Genomic DNA, 14,188 nt, shown 5'->3' on the forward strand with positions numbered 1-14,188 from the left:
AATGATAGCAATGAAGAAATATTATTTATTACTGATACTTATATTGTCACTCGGGTTAAATTCTTGTCTGGAATCGGGACTCGAAGACTTGCCTGCATTTGAAGATGCAGATATCACAAACTTTAATTTTGAAGTACGTTGGAAAGATGCTACGACCGGTGATTTTAGAGTGTATGGATTGCAAAATATCCCTACAATAGATACGGATAACAATACGGTTTCCAATAAAATTACTGTTCCGGCAGCTAATGCAAATTTTCCTGAAGAAATTAGAAATGCGGTTTCGGTGGGAAATATTGTAGGATACTGCGATTTATCAACTGCAGCAACCATTGAGCCGGTTGAAGGTGCACCTAAACTTGGAGTTCCAGGCAATTTCTCCAGCTCAGTGAAATATAAGGTAACTGCTGCCGATAAAAAAACTGAAAAAATATGGACTGTTAATACAACTATTGTAAGCCAATAATAATTTCCGCATAGATTTGGTTTAGTTAGTTAAAGGGGCATCTCTACTTGGATGCCCCTGTTTTTTAATTTTTTATATAATGAAATCAGAAAGACTAAAATCGCTGGACGCCCTTCGTGGTTTTGATATGCTCTGGATTATTGGAGGAGAATTTGTTATCAGAAATCTGGCTAAGGCAACCGATTGGAAAGTGTTTAATGTATTGGCTCAACAAACCATTCATAAAAGCTGGGAAGGATTCCATTTTTATGATTTAATCATGCCATTATTCTTGTTTATGGTTGGCATGTCAATTCCATTTTCTTTCAACAAGAGAATATCGCTGGGAGAATCCCGGAGAACCATTTATTTTCATTCTTTTAAAAGAGCTGTAATATTATTTATTCTCGGAATGGTTTGCCAGTGCAATCTTTTGGCAATTGATCCGGATGACATGTTTCTTATCCATGATACCCTTCAAGCTATTGCAATCGGTTATTTTTTTAGTACACTAATTTATTCAACACTAAAAATAAAAGCACAATTAATTTTTACCTTTGGATTGGTAGGAATTTATTGGGCCATTATGCAGTTTGTTCCAGTACCGGGTTACGAGGCTGGTATATGTACACATGAAATAAATCCCGCAAAATATATCGACAAATTAGTGCTTGGTAAATTTGATGATCCTACCGCAGATTACACATGGGTATTAAGTTCCCTGGGGTTTGTTGCCACTGTAATGACCGGTGTTTTTGCAAGCACAATAATTAGGGCAGAAAAAATTAAAATGCGTTTTGTTCATTCACAAAACTCAATGATTCATAAAACAGTAATACTTGCAATTCTTGGAGCTTGTATGGTTACCGCCGGGCAGGTTCTAAATATTTGGTACCCCATTATAAAACGTCTTTGGAGCGCCTCATTCATCCTTCACTCATCCGGATTAAGCTTTCTGCTAATTTCGGTTTTTTATTACCTCATTGATGTAAAGGGATACCAGCGCTGGGCGTTCTGGCTAAGAGTTATTGGAATGAACAGCATTGCGGTTTATATGGCCAGCTACTTATTTCCATTTCAGAAAATAGGGCACATCTTCATTTTCGGACTGGAACAATATACCGGTAGTTTTTATCCGGTGCTTAACTCAATTGTGTCACTTGCCTTTGTATATCTGATCATGTATTGGATGTACAAGAAAAAAACTTTTGTAAAAGTGTGATAGTTACTGTTTATGTCAACTTATTTGTATGCAATTAAAACAAAAATATAAAATGAGAAATAATTATCTAATCATCCTCTTAATAATTTTGATGATTCCCTACTCAGGAAAGAGTCAGGAAGCAAAAAGCAAAAATGATTTAGCAATAGAAGAGGCTGTAAGTGGAGTCCTAGAACGAACGTTTGGCGACAAACTAAAAGGAATAAAACTGTATGAGATTCCAGAAAAAGATAACCGAGATGTTTTTGAAATTGAAGCTCAAAACGGTAAAGTTTCAATAAGTGGCTCAAGCCCGGTTGCGCTTAGTCGCGGTGTTTATCAGTATATTCGCGATAATAAACTTGGTATGGTTACCTGGAATGGAACACGTCTTGACACTCCAGAAGCCTGGCCGGAAGTGGATAAAACGAGTTTCTCTACTCCATATAAAAATCGTTACTATCTAAATGTTTGTGCATTTGGTTATTCAACTCCTTATTGGGATTGGAACCGATGGGAGAAAGAGATTGACTGGATGGCCCTGCATGGAATGAATTTCCCGTTGGCATTGGTGGCGAATGAAGCAATTGCAACCCGGGTTTGGAAAAAACTTGGACTGAAGAAGGAGCAAATCGATGCATTTTATACGGGGCCTTCATTGTTGCCATGGCAACGCATGGGAAATATAAACGGCCTTGATGGCGATGTACTGTCTGATGAGTGGCACGAAGATCAAATTGCACTTCAGCATAAAATACTAAGCCGAATGAAAGAACTCGGGATGAGTCCTATCGTTCCGGCTTTTGCTGGTTTTGTCCCGAAAGGAATTACCGAAGTTTATCCTGATAATAAATTACTAGAAGTAAGTTGGGGAGGACTTCCTCAGAAATATCATGGTTATCTTTTAAGCCCGGGAACCCCATTGTTTAACAAAATAGGAAAGCTTTTTATTGAAGAATGGGAAAAGGAATTTGGGAAATGTAAATATTTTCTTGCTGATAGTTTTAACGAATTAGATCTACCAAAAACAGATCAGCCGGTAACCGAACTTTTGTCAGACTATGGAAGTGCTATTTATGAATCGTTAAGAGCAGCTAACCCCGATGCAGTTTGGGTTGTGCAAGGTTGGATGTTTACTTACCAACGTAATATCTGGAATAAAGAAACTACCAATGCTCTTTTTAGCCGAATCCCGGACGACAAATTGGTAATTTTGGATTATGCTTACGAATACAACGGCATAGCCTATAAAAACGGGTATAATTACGATGTTTTCGAGGGCTACAACAATAAACCCTGGATTTATGGATTTATGCTGAACAGCGGAGGGAAAACCGGTCACACGGGTGTACACGATTATTATGCGACAAATCCAATTGAGATGTTAAATTCTCCTTACCGAAAAAATCTTTCTGGTTTTGGATTTGCTCCTGAAGGAATAGAAAATAACGATGTTACGTTCGAATTGGTTGCCGATATGGCTTGGCGAAAAGAAGAAATAGATCTTGATACCTGGTATATCGATTATTCAAAAGCACGTTATGGAGCTTGTCCTGAAGCAATGGCTGAAGCATGGCAATTGTTACGCAAAACAAGTTATGGTACGATGACCGACCATCCACGCTTTGGTTTTCAATCTCATGGATTGTGGTTTCAGGGAACAATAAATAAGGATCCACGTGTTTTAGAAGCCATTGAAAAATTTCTTTCGTGTGCCGACGAGTTAAAAGATTCAGAACTCTACAAGGCTGATGCAATGGAATTCGCAGCAACGGCACTTTGCCACAAAGCAGAAGATTGGTTTGGATATGCCTACAATGCGCACCAGTCATTTCAGCCCGAGATTCGTGACGAAGCGGGTGCATGGGCTTTACAATTACTTACCGATGCTGATAGATTGCTTGAAGATCATCCAACATTAAACCTTGAACGCTGGATTAACTTTGCACGCTCGCATAGCAATAATCCTGAGGTGCAGGACAAATACGAACTCGATGCGAGAAGGATTGTAACGGTTTGGGGTGCACCCAAAATAAAATCGGGGGTAAACGATTATGCAGCCCGTATGTGGGGTGGTTTAATTCGCGATTACTACCGCGATAGAATGGCGCTAAATTTAAAATGTTTAAGAGAGAACAAACCCTTTGATAAACGGGCATTTGAAGATGCTTGGGTGTTAAAAAAAGGAGTTAGCGAAATCGAACCTTTTTCAAATCCGCTTGAGGCAGCACAAGAACTGGTAAAAAATGCGATTAATAAACCCATACCTGTAATACCAGAAATTAGTGACCGAATTATTGGCGACTGGACCTCTAGTGAATTGTCAGAAAATTGGATTACAAAAGAATGGGCTATAAAAAGAGAATATATTTCACAAATAAAAGGTGTTAAATTCGAATATATCAAGGGGAGTCAAACCAGTAGAATTCAAATTGTGGAATTGGTTGCCGATGGAAAAGTTATTGCAAGTGACAACCATATCGAGTCAGTTGGACATAATTTGTCACCACAATATGTGCTGGATGTTCCCAATGACACAAAAGCAAATAACGGTCTTGTTTTACGGGTTTCCCTTTCAGCTGCAGAGGATGGGGGGAAAGTCAGTGGTAGGGTTATTTTGATATTAGATAGTGATGAGTAGATCCTATTTGAAAGTGCAACATTTGACAAAATGGGAAGTAAAGTTCATTCCATGAAATGAGCGGAAAGTTAGGTTGATTTTTTTAATCTTAGAGTAATAATTGAATACGACTAAAGATTAAGCATCGGTTAATAGTTGTTTGACTTATGAATTGTACTGAACAGATAAGTAGGCTACTAGAGTAGTATTCCTATGAATTAAATAAGGAATGTGAAATATTTATTGCTTATATTTTCACTTTTGAAGAAAATCCCGAGAGGAAGCTTTTGCTCTCGGGATTTAATTTTGACAAATTAATTATATTGCGATAGAAATAGCTTATCAAAGTAGCATCCTGAAAATCTGAAATTTAATTTGTTAATGGGTTGGTTTTGGGAAGATCCAGAATATTAACACGATTAAATTTTATACTATGGAGATGTATTGGGATATCATCTTTGAACTGAAAATGGAGTTGTCAAAGATAGAGGCCGTCTCGAATAATACTATTGATCAGGTGGAGTATGCCATTGGTCATTGCAAGATTGCTTTGGAAAAATTGCGCAAATTGGTTGTGGTAAAGGGATTCCCCGATCGCGAATCGGAGATTCTGTTTTTCAAGGAAATCAAGCCTGCGGCCTATGGACGGTTACTGTATTATCAATTGGTTTTCGAGATTGAAAGTAAACGCAGAAACGCCGATGTCATGTTAACCAAACGGTACCTTCAGAACTGCCTTTACAAAATCAATGAGTTCATGGAGAAGCGTCATCTGAAAGTACAGTATTACCGTTGTGGCTATAAGCATTTGGATGAGCAGTATTTTCTACGATCAAACGCTGAAATTCCCCTGGAGTTGAAAGACAGCAGAGAGCTATTGGATGAAGCGTTTTTTACCTGGCACGACCATACCTTTTCGGTGATTATGGCCAACGAAATGCTGCTGGATTACCTTGGTAAAGAAATCGAGAAACTCGAAAACCCTGGCAATAATAATGTCAATGGGGCCAATTCAAGCTACCTGTGGTGTGGTAAAAAGATTGACTTGGCAGAGTTGATCTATGCCTTGCATTATGCCAAGATGGTTAATGGAGGAAAAACAACGATTCGGGAGCTTGCGGGAATGTTCGGACAGTTATTTGGGGTGGAGCTGAGTAAGGATATTTACCGGTTCCATGCTGAAATCCAGCAACGAAAAATCGACCGGACCAAGTTTTTGGATTTTTTACGTTCCGTGCTTCAGCAACGGCTGGATGAGGATAACGAATAAATCAGAATATTAACCTTCAAAAAGCTATATATCATGTCAATCGAGACACCAAAAATTCGTAAAAATGTTGATTTGATTAATGCCTTTTCTGGCTGCCCCATGGGCAAACCCTTGGAAGATTGTCCTTTTCGCGCTTACTATGAGCTCAACAATGAACGGGAGCAGATTCTTCAAATTGAAAACATTGAGCAGGAAGAACTGGATCGGATGAGGGAATTTCACCGGGATTGTGTACTGCACTATCGTGAAAGGAAAAGAAAAGGAATGGCAGTGTCTTCGTGATTTTTGCTTTAGTGCCCTAAGTGCTTCGCGATTCACCTGAAAAACCACACATGTCTTGGTGCTACTTTACGATAAAAAACACCTTACCTGACAAGTCCTTGATAACAAATTAATGCTGAAGGCTGCAATTTTGAATGAAATCAAAATGATCGTTTCGATTTAGCGAGTGTAAAGTCAACCTTGGTTGAGTTTTACCGATCGAGAGAAACGACTCCTAATTAATGAATCATTCAAAAGTAAACGCTATGCCATCAGAAATTTTAACCACAGACGATCTTCGTGAGTTCAAAATCGAATTATTCGACGAGCTTAAAAAACTGTTCAAAGAAAACCAGGGGCTGCCTTCCAAGAAGTGGCTTCGTTCGGGCGAAGTCCGTAAGTTGTTGGGTATTTCCCCGGGAACCCTTCAAAATATGCGGGTAAACGGTACGCTTCCCTTTACCAAAATGGGAGGTGTTTTGTACTAACCTGAGTTCGATTATTAACCCACTGAATATAAATGAATTGAATTAAAAATTACCGTTGATTTATTTGAATAAAAGCATGGAATTTACTAATTTAAAAGTCTGATAAACAAATAATTAGAAGTAAAATCCATGCAATTAAGTGACGATAAAATTACCGAAATTTTCTACTTGGCAGACGAATTCTGCAAGGAATTTGAATTAGTAGTTTCAAAACATAGTTTGGGAAATAAACCCAAAAGAACACCCAAAATGAGCCAAAGCGAGGTAATAACCATTATGGTTCTTTTTCATTTTGGTGTATTTAAAAACCTAAAACACTTTTATCAATACTTTGTAAAAGAACATCTTAACTCATATTTTCCACAAACGGTTTCTTACAATAGGTTTGTAGAGTTGATGCAATCTGTTGCCCTACCAATGACTTTGTTCTTAAAGACCTGCTGTTTGGGTTCGTGTACAGGCATTTCTTTTATCGATTCAACACCAATAAGGGTTTGTAAGAACAAGCGAATCCTCCGTCATAAAGTATTCGATGGCATTGCCCAAAGGGGGAAATCGACCATGGGTTACTTCTTTGGCTTCAAGTTGCATTTTGTGATTAACGACAAAGGAGAAATATTGAACTTTGTTATCACACCCGGAAATACCGATGATAGGGAACCATTGAAGGACAAAAAGTTTATTGAGAAACTAAAAGGAAAGCTTTATGCCGACAAAGGCTATGTTTCACAGAAACTTACAGAGGTCCTGTTTGTAGATGGCCTACACCTGATTACCCATATCCGAAACAATATGAAAAACGTGCTGATGGAAATGAAAGACAAGATCTTGCTCCGTAAACGATCCGTAATTGAAACCATTAACGATGAATTGAAAAACATCTGCTCAATTGAACATTCCCGCCACAGATCTTTCGAAAACTTCATCACAAATCTGATTTCAGGGTTAATTGCTTATTACTTTTTTCCTAAAAAGCCTGCAATAAAATATGAGATGATCAAAACCGATCAAATTACTCTTTTTTAAAATCGAACTCAGGTTACTACGATGCTCAGGATATCTACAAGATTCTGGAAAAGAACAAAAGCCAGTCGCTCATTCGATTGGGGCAACGGTAATGAATTACCTCCGGCATCTAAACGGTTTCTTTGAGCGGCTGGCCGGGGATAAACGCCTGTCATCCTACCACATCAGCCTGTACCTGGCCTTGTTTTGGCAATGGAATGCCTGCCGGTTTCAAGACCAGTTTGTAATTTCTAGGGCGGAGATGATGGAGCAGGCCCGGATTGGTTCTGCCAATACCTATGCCCGCTGCATGAAAGAACTAACCGACTGGGGCTACATTCACTACAAATCATCCTCCAACCTGCACCGGGGCAGCGAAGTCCGTTGTATCCGGTTTGATCAGACAACTGACTCACCTGCTGATGCTGATTTTGATACCAGTATCAACGCTGGGACTGCAGAGAATACCGGAAAAGATACAACAGGAGATACCAGTTCTGCCACTAAGCTTAAAACTGATACGACAGGGAAGACAGCAGACGATACCAGTACCAGTTCGAAGACTGCACGAAATGCATCAGTTAATACCGCAGGAAAGACTGGTATTATAGGCGATATCAAAAAAGATACTTCAGCCAATACTACAGATGCTAGTAGTAGGATTACCAGTAGCAAATTGGATACTGCAAAGGATACCTCCAATCCCCAGGATCATTTTACCGGTATACAAGCTGATACCGGAATTGATACAGCAAGTGATACACTTCTTATAAAGAATACAAACAAGAATAAACAAGAAGAGAATCAAAAGAGGGTCGAAAATCATAGAAGTGAAAATCGACTAGAAAAAGTGAACATGGAAAATTGGAGACCTGGGAAGAATCTGGAAACAGAAGAAGAGTCCGGAATTCCGGATTTTTCGGAGGTGTCATTTTTCTTTGAGCAAAATCGATTTCCCAAAAGTGAAGCCCAACAGTTTTATTCCCGTTACCTGTCCCTGGGATGGAAAACCGGAAATGCGCAACGAATTGTTTCCTGGCAAGCCCTTGCCCGGAAATGGATGTTAAACAGCCAAACACAAAAAAATCATGAAAGACCATTCAATCAAATCGGCGCAGGCCGCTTCAGTAGCACGACCGACAAGGATTATTCAGAGCCCTTATGAGCAAATTGCAGCGTTTAAAGGTGGGGTATTCCATTTCAATTTTCAGAGAAGTGTGCTCTGGATGGAAGAAAAAGGGAAAATGTTATTCGGGGATAATTTTGCCATTGCTCCCGCAGATATGAACCTGATCTACAAACTGTTGATCTATGCCATTGGAGACAAGGAGAATGCAGAAAGACTGGGTCTCAGTCTGAGGAAAGGCTTGTTGATTTCGGGTCCAATTGGCTGCGGAAAGAGTTCGCTGGCCAGGCTGATCAGCTATTTTTGTCCGCGCGAAAAACAGTTTATGGTCAAGCCCACCCGGGAAATCAGCTTTGAGTTTGAAAAGAACGGGTATGCAGTGATTAATAATTACAGCAAGGGATCGTATTTTCGGATTGGTGGGGTGCCCGTGCCCAAGGTGTACTGTTTTGACGACCTGGGCCTGGAACAAACCCCCAAGCACTTCGGAAACGAATGCAATGTGATGGCGGAAATCCTGTTGGCCCGCTACGACCTGTTTGTTGCCAAACGTATGCTGACTCATTTGACAACCAACCTTTCGGCCTCGGAACTGGAAGCCATTTACGGGAACCGGATTCGTTCCCGGATGCGCGAAATGTTTAACCTGGTTGCCTTCGATCAAGCGGCGAAAGACAAACGGGTATGATACTCCCTGCGGCCCGTTCACTTCGTTTGCTATGCACTTCGGGAACAAGCCTCGGGCTGCCAGTGAAAGCGGCCTGCCTGGTTTCAACAAGCAGCGTCAGGACAATGCCTGACGAACCGCTCTGTTCTCACACGCAGGCAACTTTCTGCTTTTAACAGGTTTTATCCCTTGATTTTTTAGAGTGTATGATCCTAACTTAAAGGTTTTCCCGTGCACCGGAACCATCGCTCAGGCTCACTCAACCGCTTCCTTTATCCGCTCGCTGCCGCGCACGAAACCAGTCGCTTTTTTGCTCACCTTCACTCCGAATCCGGTTTGCACCTCACGGCAAGAGTCGCCCCGTTTGTTTCGCTTCGCTCCACGCCCGGGCGACACTTGCCTTTAGCCTGCCCACTTCAATAATTTGTCCTTTGAAATTCCCAATCAGCCAAAACCAAAAGGAAAGCCAATTTAACCGGTCTCCCCGAAGTCCTGCGCTGAGCAAACTGCAAGGCCAGAGCAAGTGGCCCACCTTTCCGATTATTTTTCACCGAACCAATTCAACATTTTTGTTTTTGGATTGGTGGCCCAGCCTTGCACTTTTGCCCCGACCGGCTGAGCAATCGGCTTTCTTTCTTTTTTTGCCTTTTTTCTTTCTTTGAGGTAATGGTTTGTGAGCAATTCAAAATCCAATAAAATACCCCATTAAAGACGGGTTTATTTCCCAAAAAAAACCTTGGAACGAACAAAACCATTCAAAGAACCTGAAAATAAAAGCGCTCCCTGTTTTTTGCTTAACCATATAAAACACCCCACCTGACAAAGACTGTACAAAAAGTCAGCGCCTGCTTTCCAACCTTTGTTGCGGTGATTTGAAAAAGTGCTTTTGCCGCTTTCAAACTTCACCAAAGTTTAACCTCTAAAACACGCAGAACATGTTTGGAATTGATCAAATCAGCTGGGGACAGTTTGGCACTTTTATTTTGATACTACTCGCACTCTGGTACCTGTCGGTAATTTTGATGGCTATTGCTCATCAGGCAAGGTTCAAGCGGAATCACCCTTTTGAAGAAGATCAAGCCACCAGCTTTGCTCCGGAAAATTTAAGGCCGATTGCCGTTAGCTCCTTGGATCTTCCTTCACAACTGATCCCATTTTCACTGGAAATGGCTATTGCGCTGCCCGTATCCTTTTACGAGGAGACTGGCCTGGATGAAGGCTATGCCATCAGCTGCTTTGCCCGCCCCAACGATTCCCGTCTTCCTGCAATTCTGGAACAAGTCCAGTATCAACAATAACCCTTAAAAATTTTAGCGATCATGAAAACAAAGGTTCAACGATTCTTTTTCAAGGCAGTCCCCGTGCTTGCAGTTGTTTTTCTCCGTGGTGCTTATGTTTTGGCCCAATCCTCTGCCGGAATTGATCAGGCTACCGCTGAAGTCAGCTCTTATGTCGATCCGGTCTCCAACCTGATTATTGCCATTGGCGCCGTGGTTGGCCTGATTGGCGGTGTGCGTGTTTATATCAAGTGGCAAAGTGGTGACCAGGATACCCAGAAAGCCATCATGGGCTGGTTTGGTGCCTGTCTGTTCCTGATTCTGGTGGGGGTAGTTATCAAATCCTTTTTTGCCTGATGAAAAGCTATCCGGTCAAAAAAGTCGATACCCGTTTGTATATCAAGGGGCTTTCCGGCTCCCTGGTCTTTCGGGCGCTCTATGGGATACTGGCAGCCTTTTTCGGCTTCTCTGGAATCTACATTCTTTGGGGAGTTTTTCCGGCTGTGCTGCTGGTTGTCCCGATGTTCTTTACTTATCTCTACCGGCTGCATAAGATTCAGGCAAAATATGGACCGGAAGGCTGGGATAAAAAACGGACGGCCCGGAAGCTGCCTCAGTTTATCAGTTGTAAACGAAGGATCAAGTGCGCGCATCAAACCCTACAGCCCCTGAAGCCATGAAAATCAACAAGCTTGAAAAAATGCTCCCCATACTGGGATTTAAGGAAGATATCCTGCTCAGTAACAACCTGGATCTGACCCTTGGCTTTCGGCTGGAGCTACCCGAAGTACTGTCCTGTAGCCGGGAAAAGCTGTACCGGCTACACGATACCTTCCAGCGTATGATTAACATGCTGCCCTCGGGAAGCCTGGTACATAAACAAGACCTGTTTTTGGTTCGATCGTTTAACCCACAGGAAAAGATCGCTTTCAGCCGGGGGCATGATACCGGCAGTTTAAATGCCAGCTACCTTCGCCACTTCAAAGGGCGCCAGTCTTTGAGCCACGAATGTTTCCTGTATATCAGCCTGCTGAACCGGGGCCTTTTAAAAAACTACCTGGAGTCGGCTTTGATCTTATCGCGCCGGGAGCATAAGCTGGAGAACCTGCGCTTTGACAGGATTATGGAACTGAAAAGCAACCTGACGGCTGTTTTTACCCAAAACGGAATCGGTTGCCAGCCTCTTACCCTTACTGAAGCAAGCGGAGATGAAAACCGACTGGGCTTAATTGAGCGTTTTTTAAGTCTGAACTTTACCGATGACCATCCGGTGCTGGGTGGAATTGACTTTCGTGACCGGCTGAAGGTGATGGATCAGTTTGTGGAGATCCTGAGTTTGAGCGATTATTCCCATATCCCGGGTGAGCTGCGCCCCTGGACATCGCATCCGCAAACCGGCCTGCCGGTGTCGATGGTGTATCCGGTGAGCTTTCACCTGCCATTTTCACACATCACCAACCAGTTCATCTACCTGCCCGAGCAGCAGGAGATCAAAGCTTACCTGGAAAGTAGCTACAAAAAGATTTTTAGCCTGTCTAAATTCTCCTCGGAGAATAAGGTCAATGCCGGCTTGATTGAATCTTTCCTGGATCAAACGCAAAGCTCGGGAGAGAAGGTTGTGAAAACACATTTTAACCTAATGTTGTTCGATGCGTCTCTGAAGCAGCTGAAACAGCATAAAAGTGAAGCGGCCTCAGCCTTTTCTCTGATGAACTGTTTTCCCTACCGGCACAGCCATGATTTACCACTGTTATTCTTTGCCTGTGTGCCATATTCCACCCAGCTTCCTGAAACGGAGCTGTTCATTACCCAGGTGCCCCAGGCCTGCTGTTTGACCAGCTTTGAAGGTGAAATCCAAAACAGCAGCTCAGCTTTTACCATCTGCCTGTCTGATCGGCTGGAAGGCTGCCCGGTGGATATTGACATCTCGGATGAGCCCATGCAGCGCCACCTGATTCATAACCGTAACAAAATCATCATTGGTGGATCAGGTTCCGGGAAATCGTTTTTCACCAACCATTTGCTGCGTCAATATGCTGAAAGCGAAAACTGCCACATTGTTTTGCTGGATGTGGGACGAAGCTATGAGCTGCTGACCCGCTACCTGGATGAACGGCTCAAAGCCCGGGGAGGAGCTATGATGGTGGAGTTCACCGCAGAGAACCCCATTTCGTTTAATCCTTTTATGCTGGATGGACAACCTGATATTGAGCACAAACAGACCATCCTGTCGGTGATCTACACGATTTACAAAGAAAACCTGTCGGAAATGGAGAAAGATGTGATTGCCCATTCAGTCACGGCCTTTTTTGATTCCGATCGGGTAAGCGAACGCTCCTTTAACGGGTATTATGAGTTTTGCCGGGATTTTATCCCTCAGCTGGTGAAAGAACAAGCCCTTCGGTTCAATGTCAACGAATTCTTCTTTCTGCTTTCGAAATTTTACCGGGGAGGGGAGTACGACTATTTGCTGAACCGGCCCATGAATACCGATGAATTTTTCCGTTGTCCGTTTCTGGTATTCGAGCTTGATGCGATCAAAGACCATGCGGTGATCTTTCCGGTAGCTACCCTGATTATCATCGATATCTTTCTGCAGAAGATGCGGCGGCTGAAAGGCGTGCGCAAAGTCATCTGCATTGAAGAAGCCTGGAAGGCCATTGCCACCCCGCAAATGGCTTCGTACATCAAATATTTCTTTAAAACCATCCGGAAATTTTTTGGAGAGGCGATGGTGGTTACCCAGGAGGTGGACGATGTGATCTCTTCTCCGGTGATTCGTGATGCGGTGATCAATAATGCAGATACCCGCATTCTGTTAGACATGAGTAAGTTCCGCAATAAGTTTGACAGTATCAGTAAAACACTGGGATTGTCGGAGTTTCAGAAAGAACAAATCCTGTCGATCAACCGGAACCTGCCTGCAGGGCGCAAGCTGAAGGAAGTATTTATCGGTCTGGGCAGTTACTCGCAGGTCTATGCCCTGGAAGTCAGCCGACCGGAATACTATTGCTATACCTCTGAGCAACGTGAAAAGGAGGAGGTGCTGAACAGCCTTTCCCGAGGGGCTGGTACTTGCTTTTTAGAAACCTTAAAATCCATTTGTCATGAACTTTAACTACAATGTGAAATCCCTGTTTTTAGCCTTGGTTGTGCTGATGTTAACGCACTGCCTGACAGTTGACAATGCACGAGCTCAGGCCCCGGTAACCGATGTGGGAGCCGGGATCCAACGTGAAGCCCTTTGGGATCAGGAAAAGGGAATTCTATCCGAAATCAACTGGTACAACATCCTGATCAAAGTCCTGAACGGAGATATCAAGGGATTGACCGGTGAGCTGTTAGGCATTGACCAGCAGATGCTGGAAAGCCTGCAGAAAGTATCTTCTCTGATCAAAGACTACAAGCGGGTGAAGGAAACCAAGGACATGCTGGATAAAATCATCCAGGTGTATACCGAAAAGCTTCCCCTGCTGGTGGAGGATGAGAATTTTTCGCCGCGCCAGGCTGAAGCTATCGTGCAATCCTTTGACCTGATACTGGATGACAGCCGCCTGCTGATTACCACCGTTTTGAATGCCATCGTGAAGGACGATCTTTTTTTAATGGATGATAAACAGCGTTATGACACGATCAATGGCATTTATGAGGATGTCCGCAAACATTACGGAACGATCTGCTATTTGTACAACAAGCTGTTGTATGCTTCTTACCAGAAGAGCTTTGAGTCCGGTCAACTGAAAAGCTTTGCCTTTTACTACTCCCTGTACAATTGATGGTCGGTCGATGATAATCCAAAAACAGAAAATGATGCTTAAACCAACAGTC

Annotated in this window: 15 protein-coding genes; 14 read left to right on the forward strand and 1 reads right to left on the reverse strand. The window is 42.6% G+C overall.

Annotation, left to right across the window (positions count from 1 at the left end):
* The first annotated feature begins 10 nt into the window (after positions 1-10).
* From Q1A18_RS05915 to Q1A18_RS05955, 9 genes are all read left to right on the forward strand, one after another.
* Positions 11-466, forward strand: coding sequence for a hypothetical protein (locus Q1A18_RS05915; RefSeq protein WP_299578004.1), 456 nt, complete (start codon positions 11-13; stop codon positions 464-466).
* 79 nt (positions 467-545) lie between these two features.
* On the forward strand, positions 546-1,667 hold the full coding sequence (locus Q1A18_RS05920) for a DUF5009 domain-containing protein (protein WP_299578005.1): 1,122 nt from the start codon (positions 546-548) through the stop codon (positions 1,665-1,667).
* Positions 1,668-1,719: 52 nt separating this feature from the next.
* The gene (locus tag Q1A18_RS05925; RefSeq protein ID WP_299578006.1) at positions 1,720-4,287 is read left to right on the forward strand and encodes an alpha-N-acetylglucosaminidase; all 2,568 of its coding nucleotides are present in this window, start codon (positions 1,720-1,722) and stop codon (positions 4,285-4,287) included.
* A gap of 412 nt (positions 4,288-4,699) precedes the next feature.
* Positions 4,700-5,536: an RteC domain-containing protein gene (locus Q1A18_RS05930; protein ID WP_299578007.1), complete on the forward strand. Its 837-nt coding sequence runs from the start codon at positions 4,700-4,702 to the stop codon at positions 5,534-5,536.
* Positions 5,537-5,569: 33 nt separating this feature from the next.
* Complete coding sequence (locus Q1A18_RS05935) at positions 5,570-5,818, forward strand: hypothetical protein (protein ID WP_299578008.1); 249 nt, start codon at positions 5,570-5,572, stop codon at positions 5,816-5,818.
* 245 nt (positions 5,819-6,063) lie between these two features.
* Complete coding sequence (locus Q1A18_RS05940) at positions 6,064-6,285, forward strand: helix-turn-helix domain-containing protein (protein WP_299578009.1); 222 nt, start codon at positions 6,064-6,066, stop codon at positions 6,283-6,285.
* A 129-nt stretch (positions 6,286-6,414) separates the two neighbouring features.
* Positions 6,415-7,311 carry an IS982 family transposase gene (locus tag Q1A18_RS05945; RefSeq protein WP_299578010.1) on the forward strand — a complete coding sequence of 299 codons (897 nt, stop codon included), beginning with the start codon at positions 6,415-6,417 and terminating at the stop codon, positions 7,309-7,311.
* A gap of 91 nt (positions 7,312-7,402) precedes the next feature.
* On the forward strand, positions 7,403-8,455 hold the full coding sequence (locus Q1A18_RS05950; RefSeq protein ID WP_299578011.1) for a hypothetical protein: 1,053 nt from the start codon (positions 7,403-7,405) through the stop codon (positions 8,453-8,455).
* Entirely contained in the window at positions 8,379-9,104 is a 726-nt protein-coding gene (locus Q1A18_RS05955; RefSeq protein WP_299578012.1) for an ATPase, read from the forward strand. Before Q1A18_RS05950 ends, Q1A18_RS05955 begins: the two co-directional genes overlap by 77 nt.
* A 519-nt stretch (positions 9,105-9,623) precedes the next feature.
* Here Q1A18_RS05955 and Q1A18_RS05960 read toward each other — a convergent pair.
* Complete coding sequence (locus tag Q1A18_RS05960; RefSeq protein ID WP_299578013.1) at positions 9,624-9,776, reverse strand: hypothetical protein; 153 nt, start codon at positions 9,774-9,776, stop codon at positions 9,624-9,626.
* A gap of 242 nt (positions 9,777-10,018) precedes the next feature.
* Here Q1A18_RS05960 and Q1A18_RS05965 point away from each other — a divergent pair, with 242 nt between their 5' ends.
* From Q1A18_RS05965 to Q1A18_RS05985, 5 genes are read left to right on the forward strand one after another with little or no spacing between them, the layout of a single operon-like run.
* Entirely contained in the window at positions 10,019-10,381 is a 363-nt protein-coding gene (locus tag Q1A18_RS05965) for a hypothetical protein (RefSeq protein WP_299578014.1), read from the forward strand.
* A 21-nt stretch (positions 10,382-10,402) separates the two neighbouring features.
* Positions 10,403-10,717 carry a DUF4134 domain-containing protein gene (locus Q1A18_RS05970; RefSeq protein WP_299578015.1) on the forward strand — a complete coding sequence of 105 codons (315 nt, stop codon included), beginning with the start codon at positions 10,403-10,405 and terminating at the stop codon, positions 10,715-10,717.
* Positions 10,717-11,040, forward strand: coding sequence for a DUF4133 domain-containing protein (locus Q1A18_RS05975; RefSeq protein WP_299578016.1), 324 nt, complete (start codon positions 10,717-10,719; stop codon positions 11,038-11,040). The genes Q1A18_RS05970 and Q1A18_RS05975 overlap by 1 nt, the downstream gene beginning before the upstream one ends.
* Positions 11,004-13,478 (forward strand): TraG family conjugative transposon ATPase, encoded by a 2,475-nt coding sequence (locus Q1A18_RS05980; protein ID WP_299578017.1) that lies wholly within the window; start codon positions 11,004-11,006, stop codon positions 13,476-13,478. Before Q1A18_RS05975 ends, Q1A18_RS05980 begins: the two co-directional genes overlap by 37 nt.
* On the forward strand, positions 13,468-14,136 hold the full coding sequence (locus Q1A18_RS05985; protein ID WP_299578018.1) for a hypothetical protein: 669 nt from the start codon (positions 13,468-13,470) through the stop codon (positions 14,134-14,136). The genes Q1A18_RS05980 and Q1A18_RS05985 overlap by 11 nt, the downstream gene beginning before the upstream one ends.
* Positions 14,137-14,188: the final 52 nt, after the last annotated feature.

The organism is uncultured Sunxiuqinia sp., from assembly GCF_947495665.1.
Lineage (GTDB): Bacteria > Bacteroidota > Bacteroidia > Bacteroidales > Prolixibacteraceae > Sunxiuqinia > Sunxiuqinia rutila.

Coding starts and splice junctions, on each gene's coding strand:
- Q1A18_RS05915 (WP_299578004.1), top strand. CDS start 11: ATGAAGAAATATTATTTATTACTGATACTTATATTGTCACTCGGGTTA.
- Q1A18_RS05920 (WP_299578005.1), top strand. CDS start 546: ATGAAATCAGAAAGACTAAAATCGCTGGACGCCCTTCGTGGTTTTGAT.
- Q1A18_RS05925 (WP_299578006.1), top strand. CDS start 1,720: ATGAGAAATAATTATCTAATCATCCTCTTAATAATTTTGATGATTCCC.
- Q1A18_RS05930 (WP_299578007.1), top strand. CDS start 4,700: ATGGAGATGTATTGGGATATCATCTTTGAACTGAAAATGGAGTTGTCA.
- Q1A18_RS05935 (WP_299578008.1), top strand. CDS start 5,570: ATGTCAATCGAGACACCAAAAATTCGTAAAAATGTTGATTTGATTAAT.
- Q1A18_RS05940 (WP_299578009.1), top strand. CDS start 6,064: ATGCCATCAGAAATTTTAACCACAGACGATCTTCGTGAGTTCAAAATC.
- Q1A18_RS05945 (WP_299578010.1), top strand. CDS start 6,415: ATGCAATTAAGTGACGATAAAATTACCGAAATTTTCTACTTGGCAGAC.
- Q1A18_RS05950 (WP_299578011.1), top strand. CDS start 7,403: ATGAATTACCTCCGGCATCTAAACGGTTTCTTTGAGCGGCTGGCCGGG.
- Q1A18_RS05955 (WP_299578012.1), top strand. CDS start 8,379: ATGAAAGACCATTCAATCAAATCGGCGCAGGCCGCTTCAGTAGCACGA.
- Q1A18_RS05965 (WP_299578014.1), top strand. CDS start 10,019: ATGTTTGGAATTGATCAAATCAGCTGGGGACAGTTTGGCACTTTTATT.
- Q1A18_RS05970 (WP_299578015.1), top strand. CDS start 10,403: ATGAAAACAAAGGTTCAACGATTCTTTTTCAAGGCAGTCCCCGTGCTT.
- Q1A18_RS05975 (WP_299578016.1), top strand. CDS start 10,717: ATGAAAAGCTATCCGGTCAAAAAAGTCGATACCCGTTTGTATATCAAG.
- Q1A18_RS05985 (WP_299578018.1), top strand. CDS start 13,468: ATGAACTTTAACTACAATGTGAAATCCCTGTTTTTAGCCTTGGTTGTG.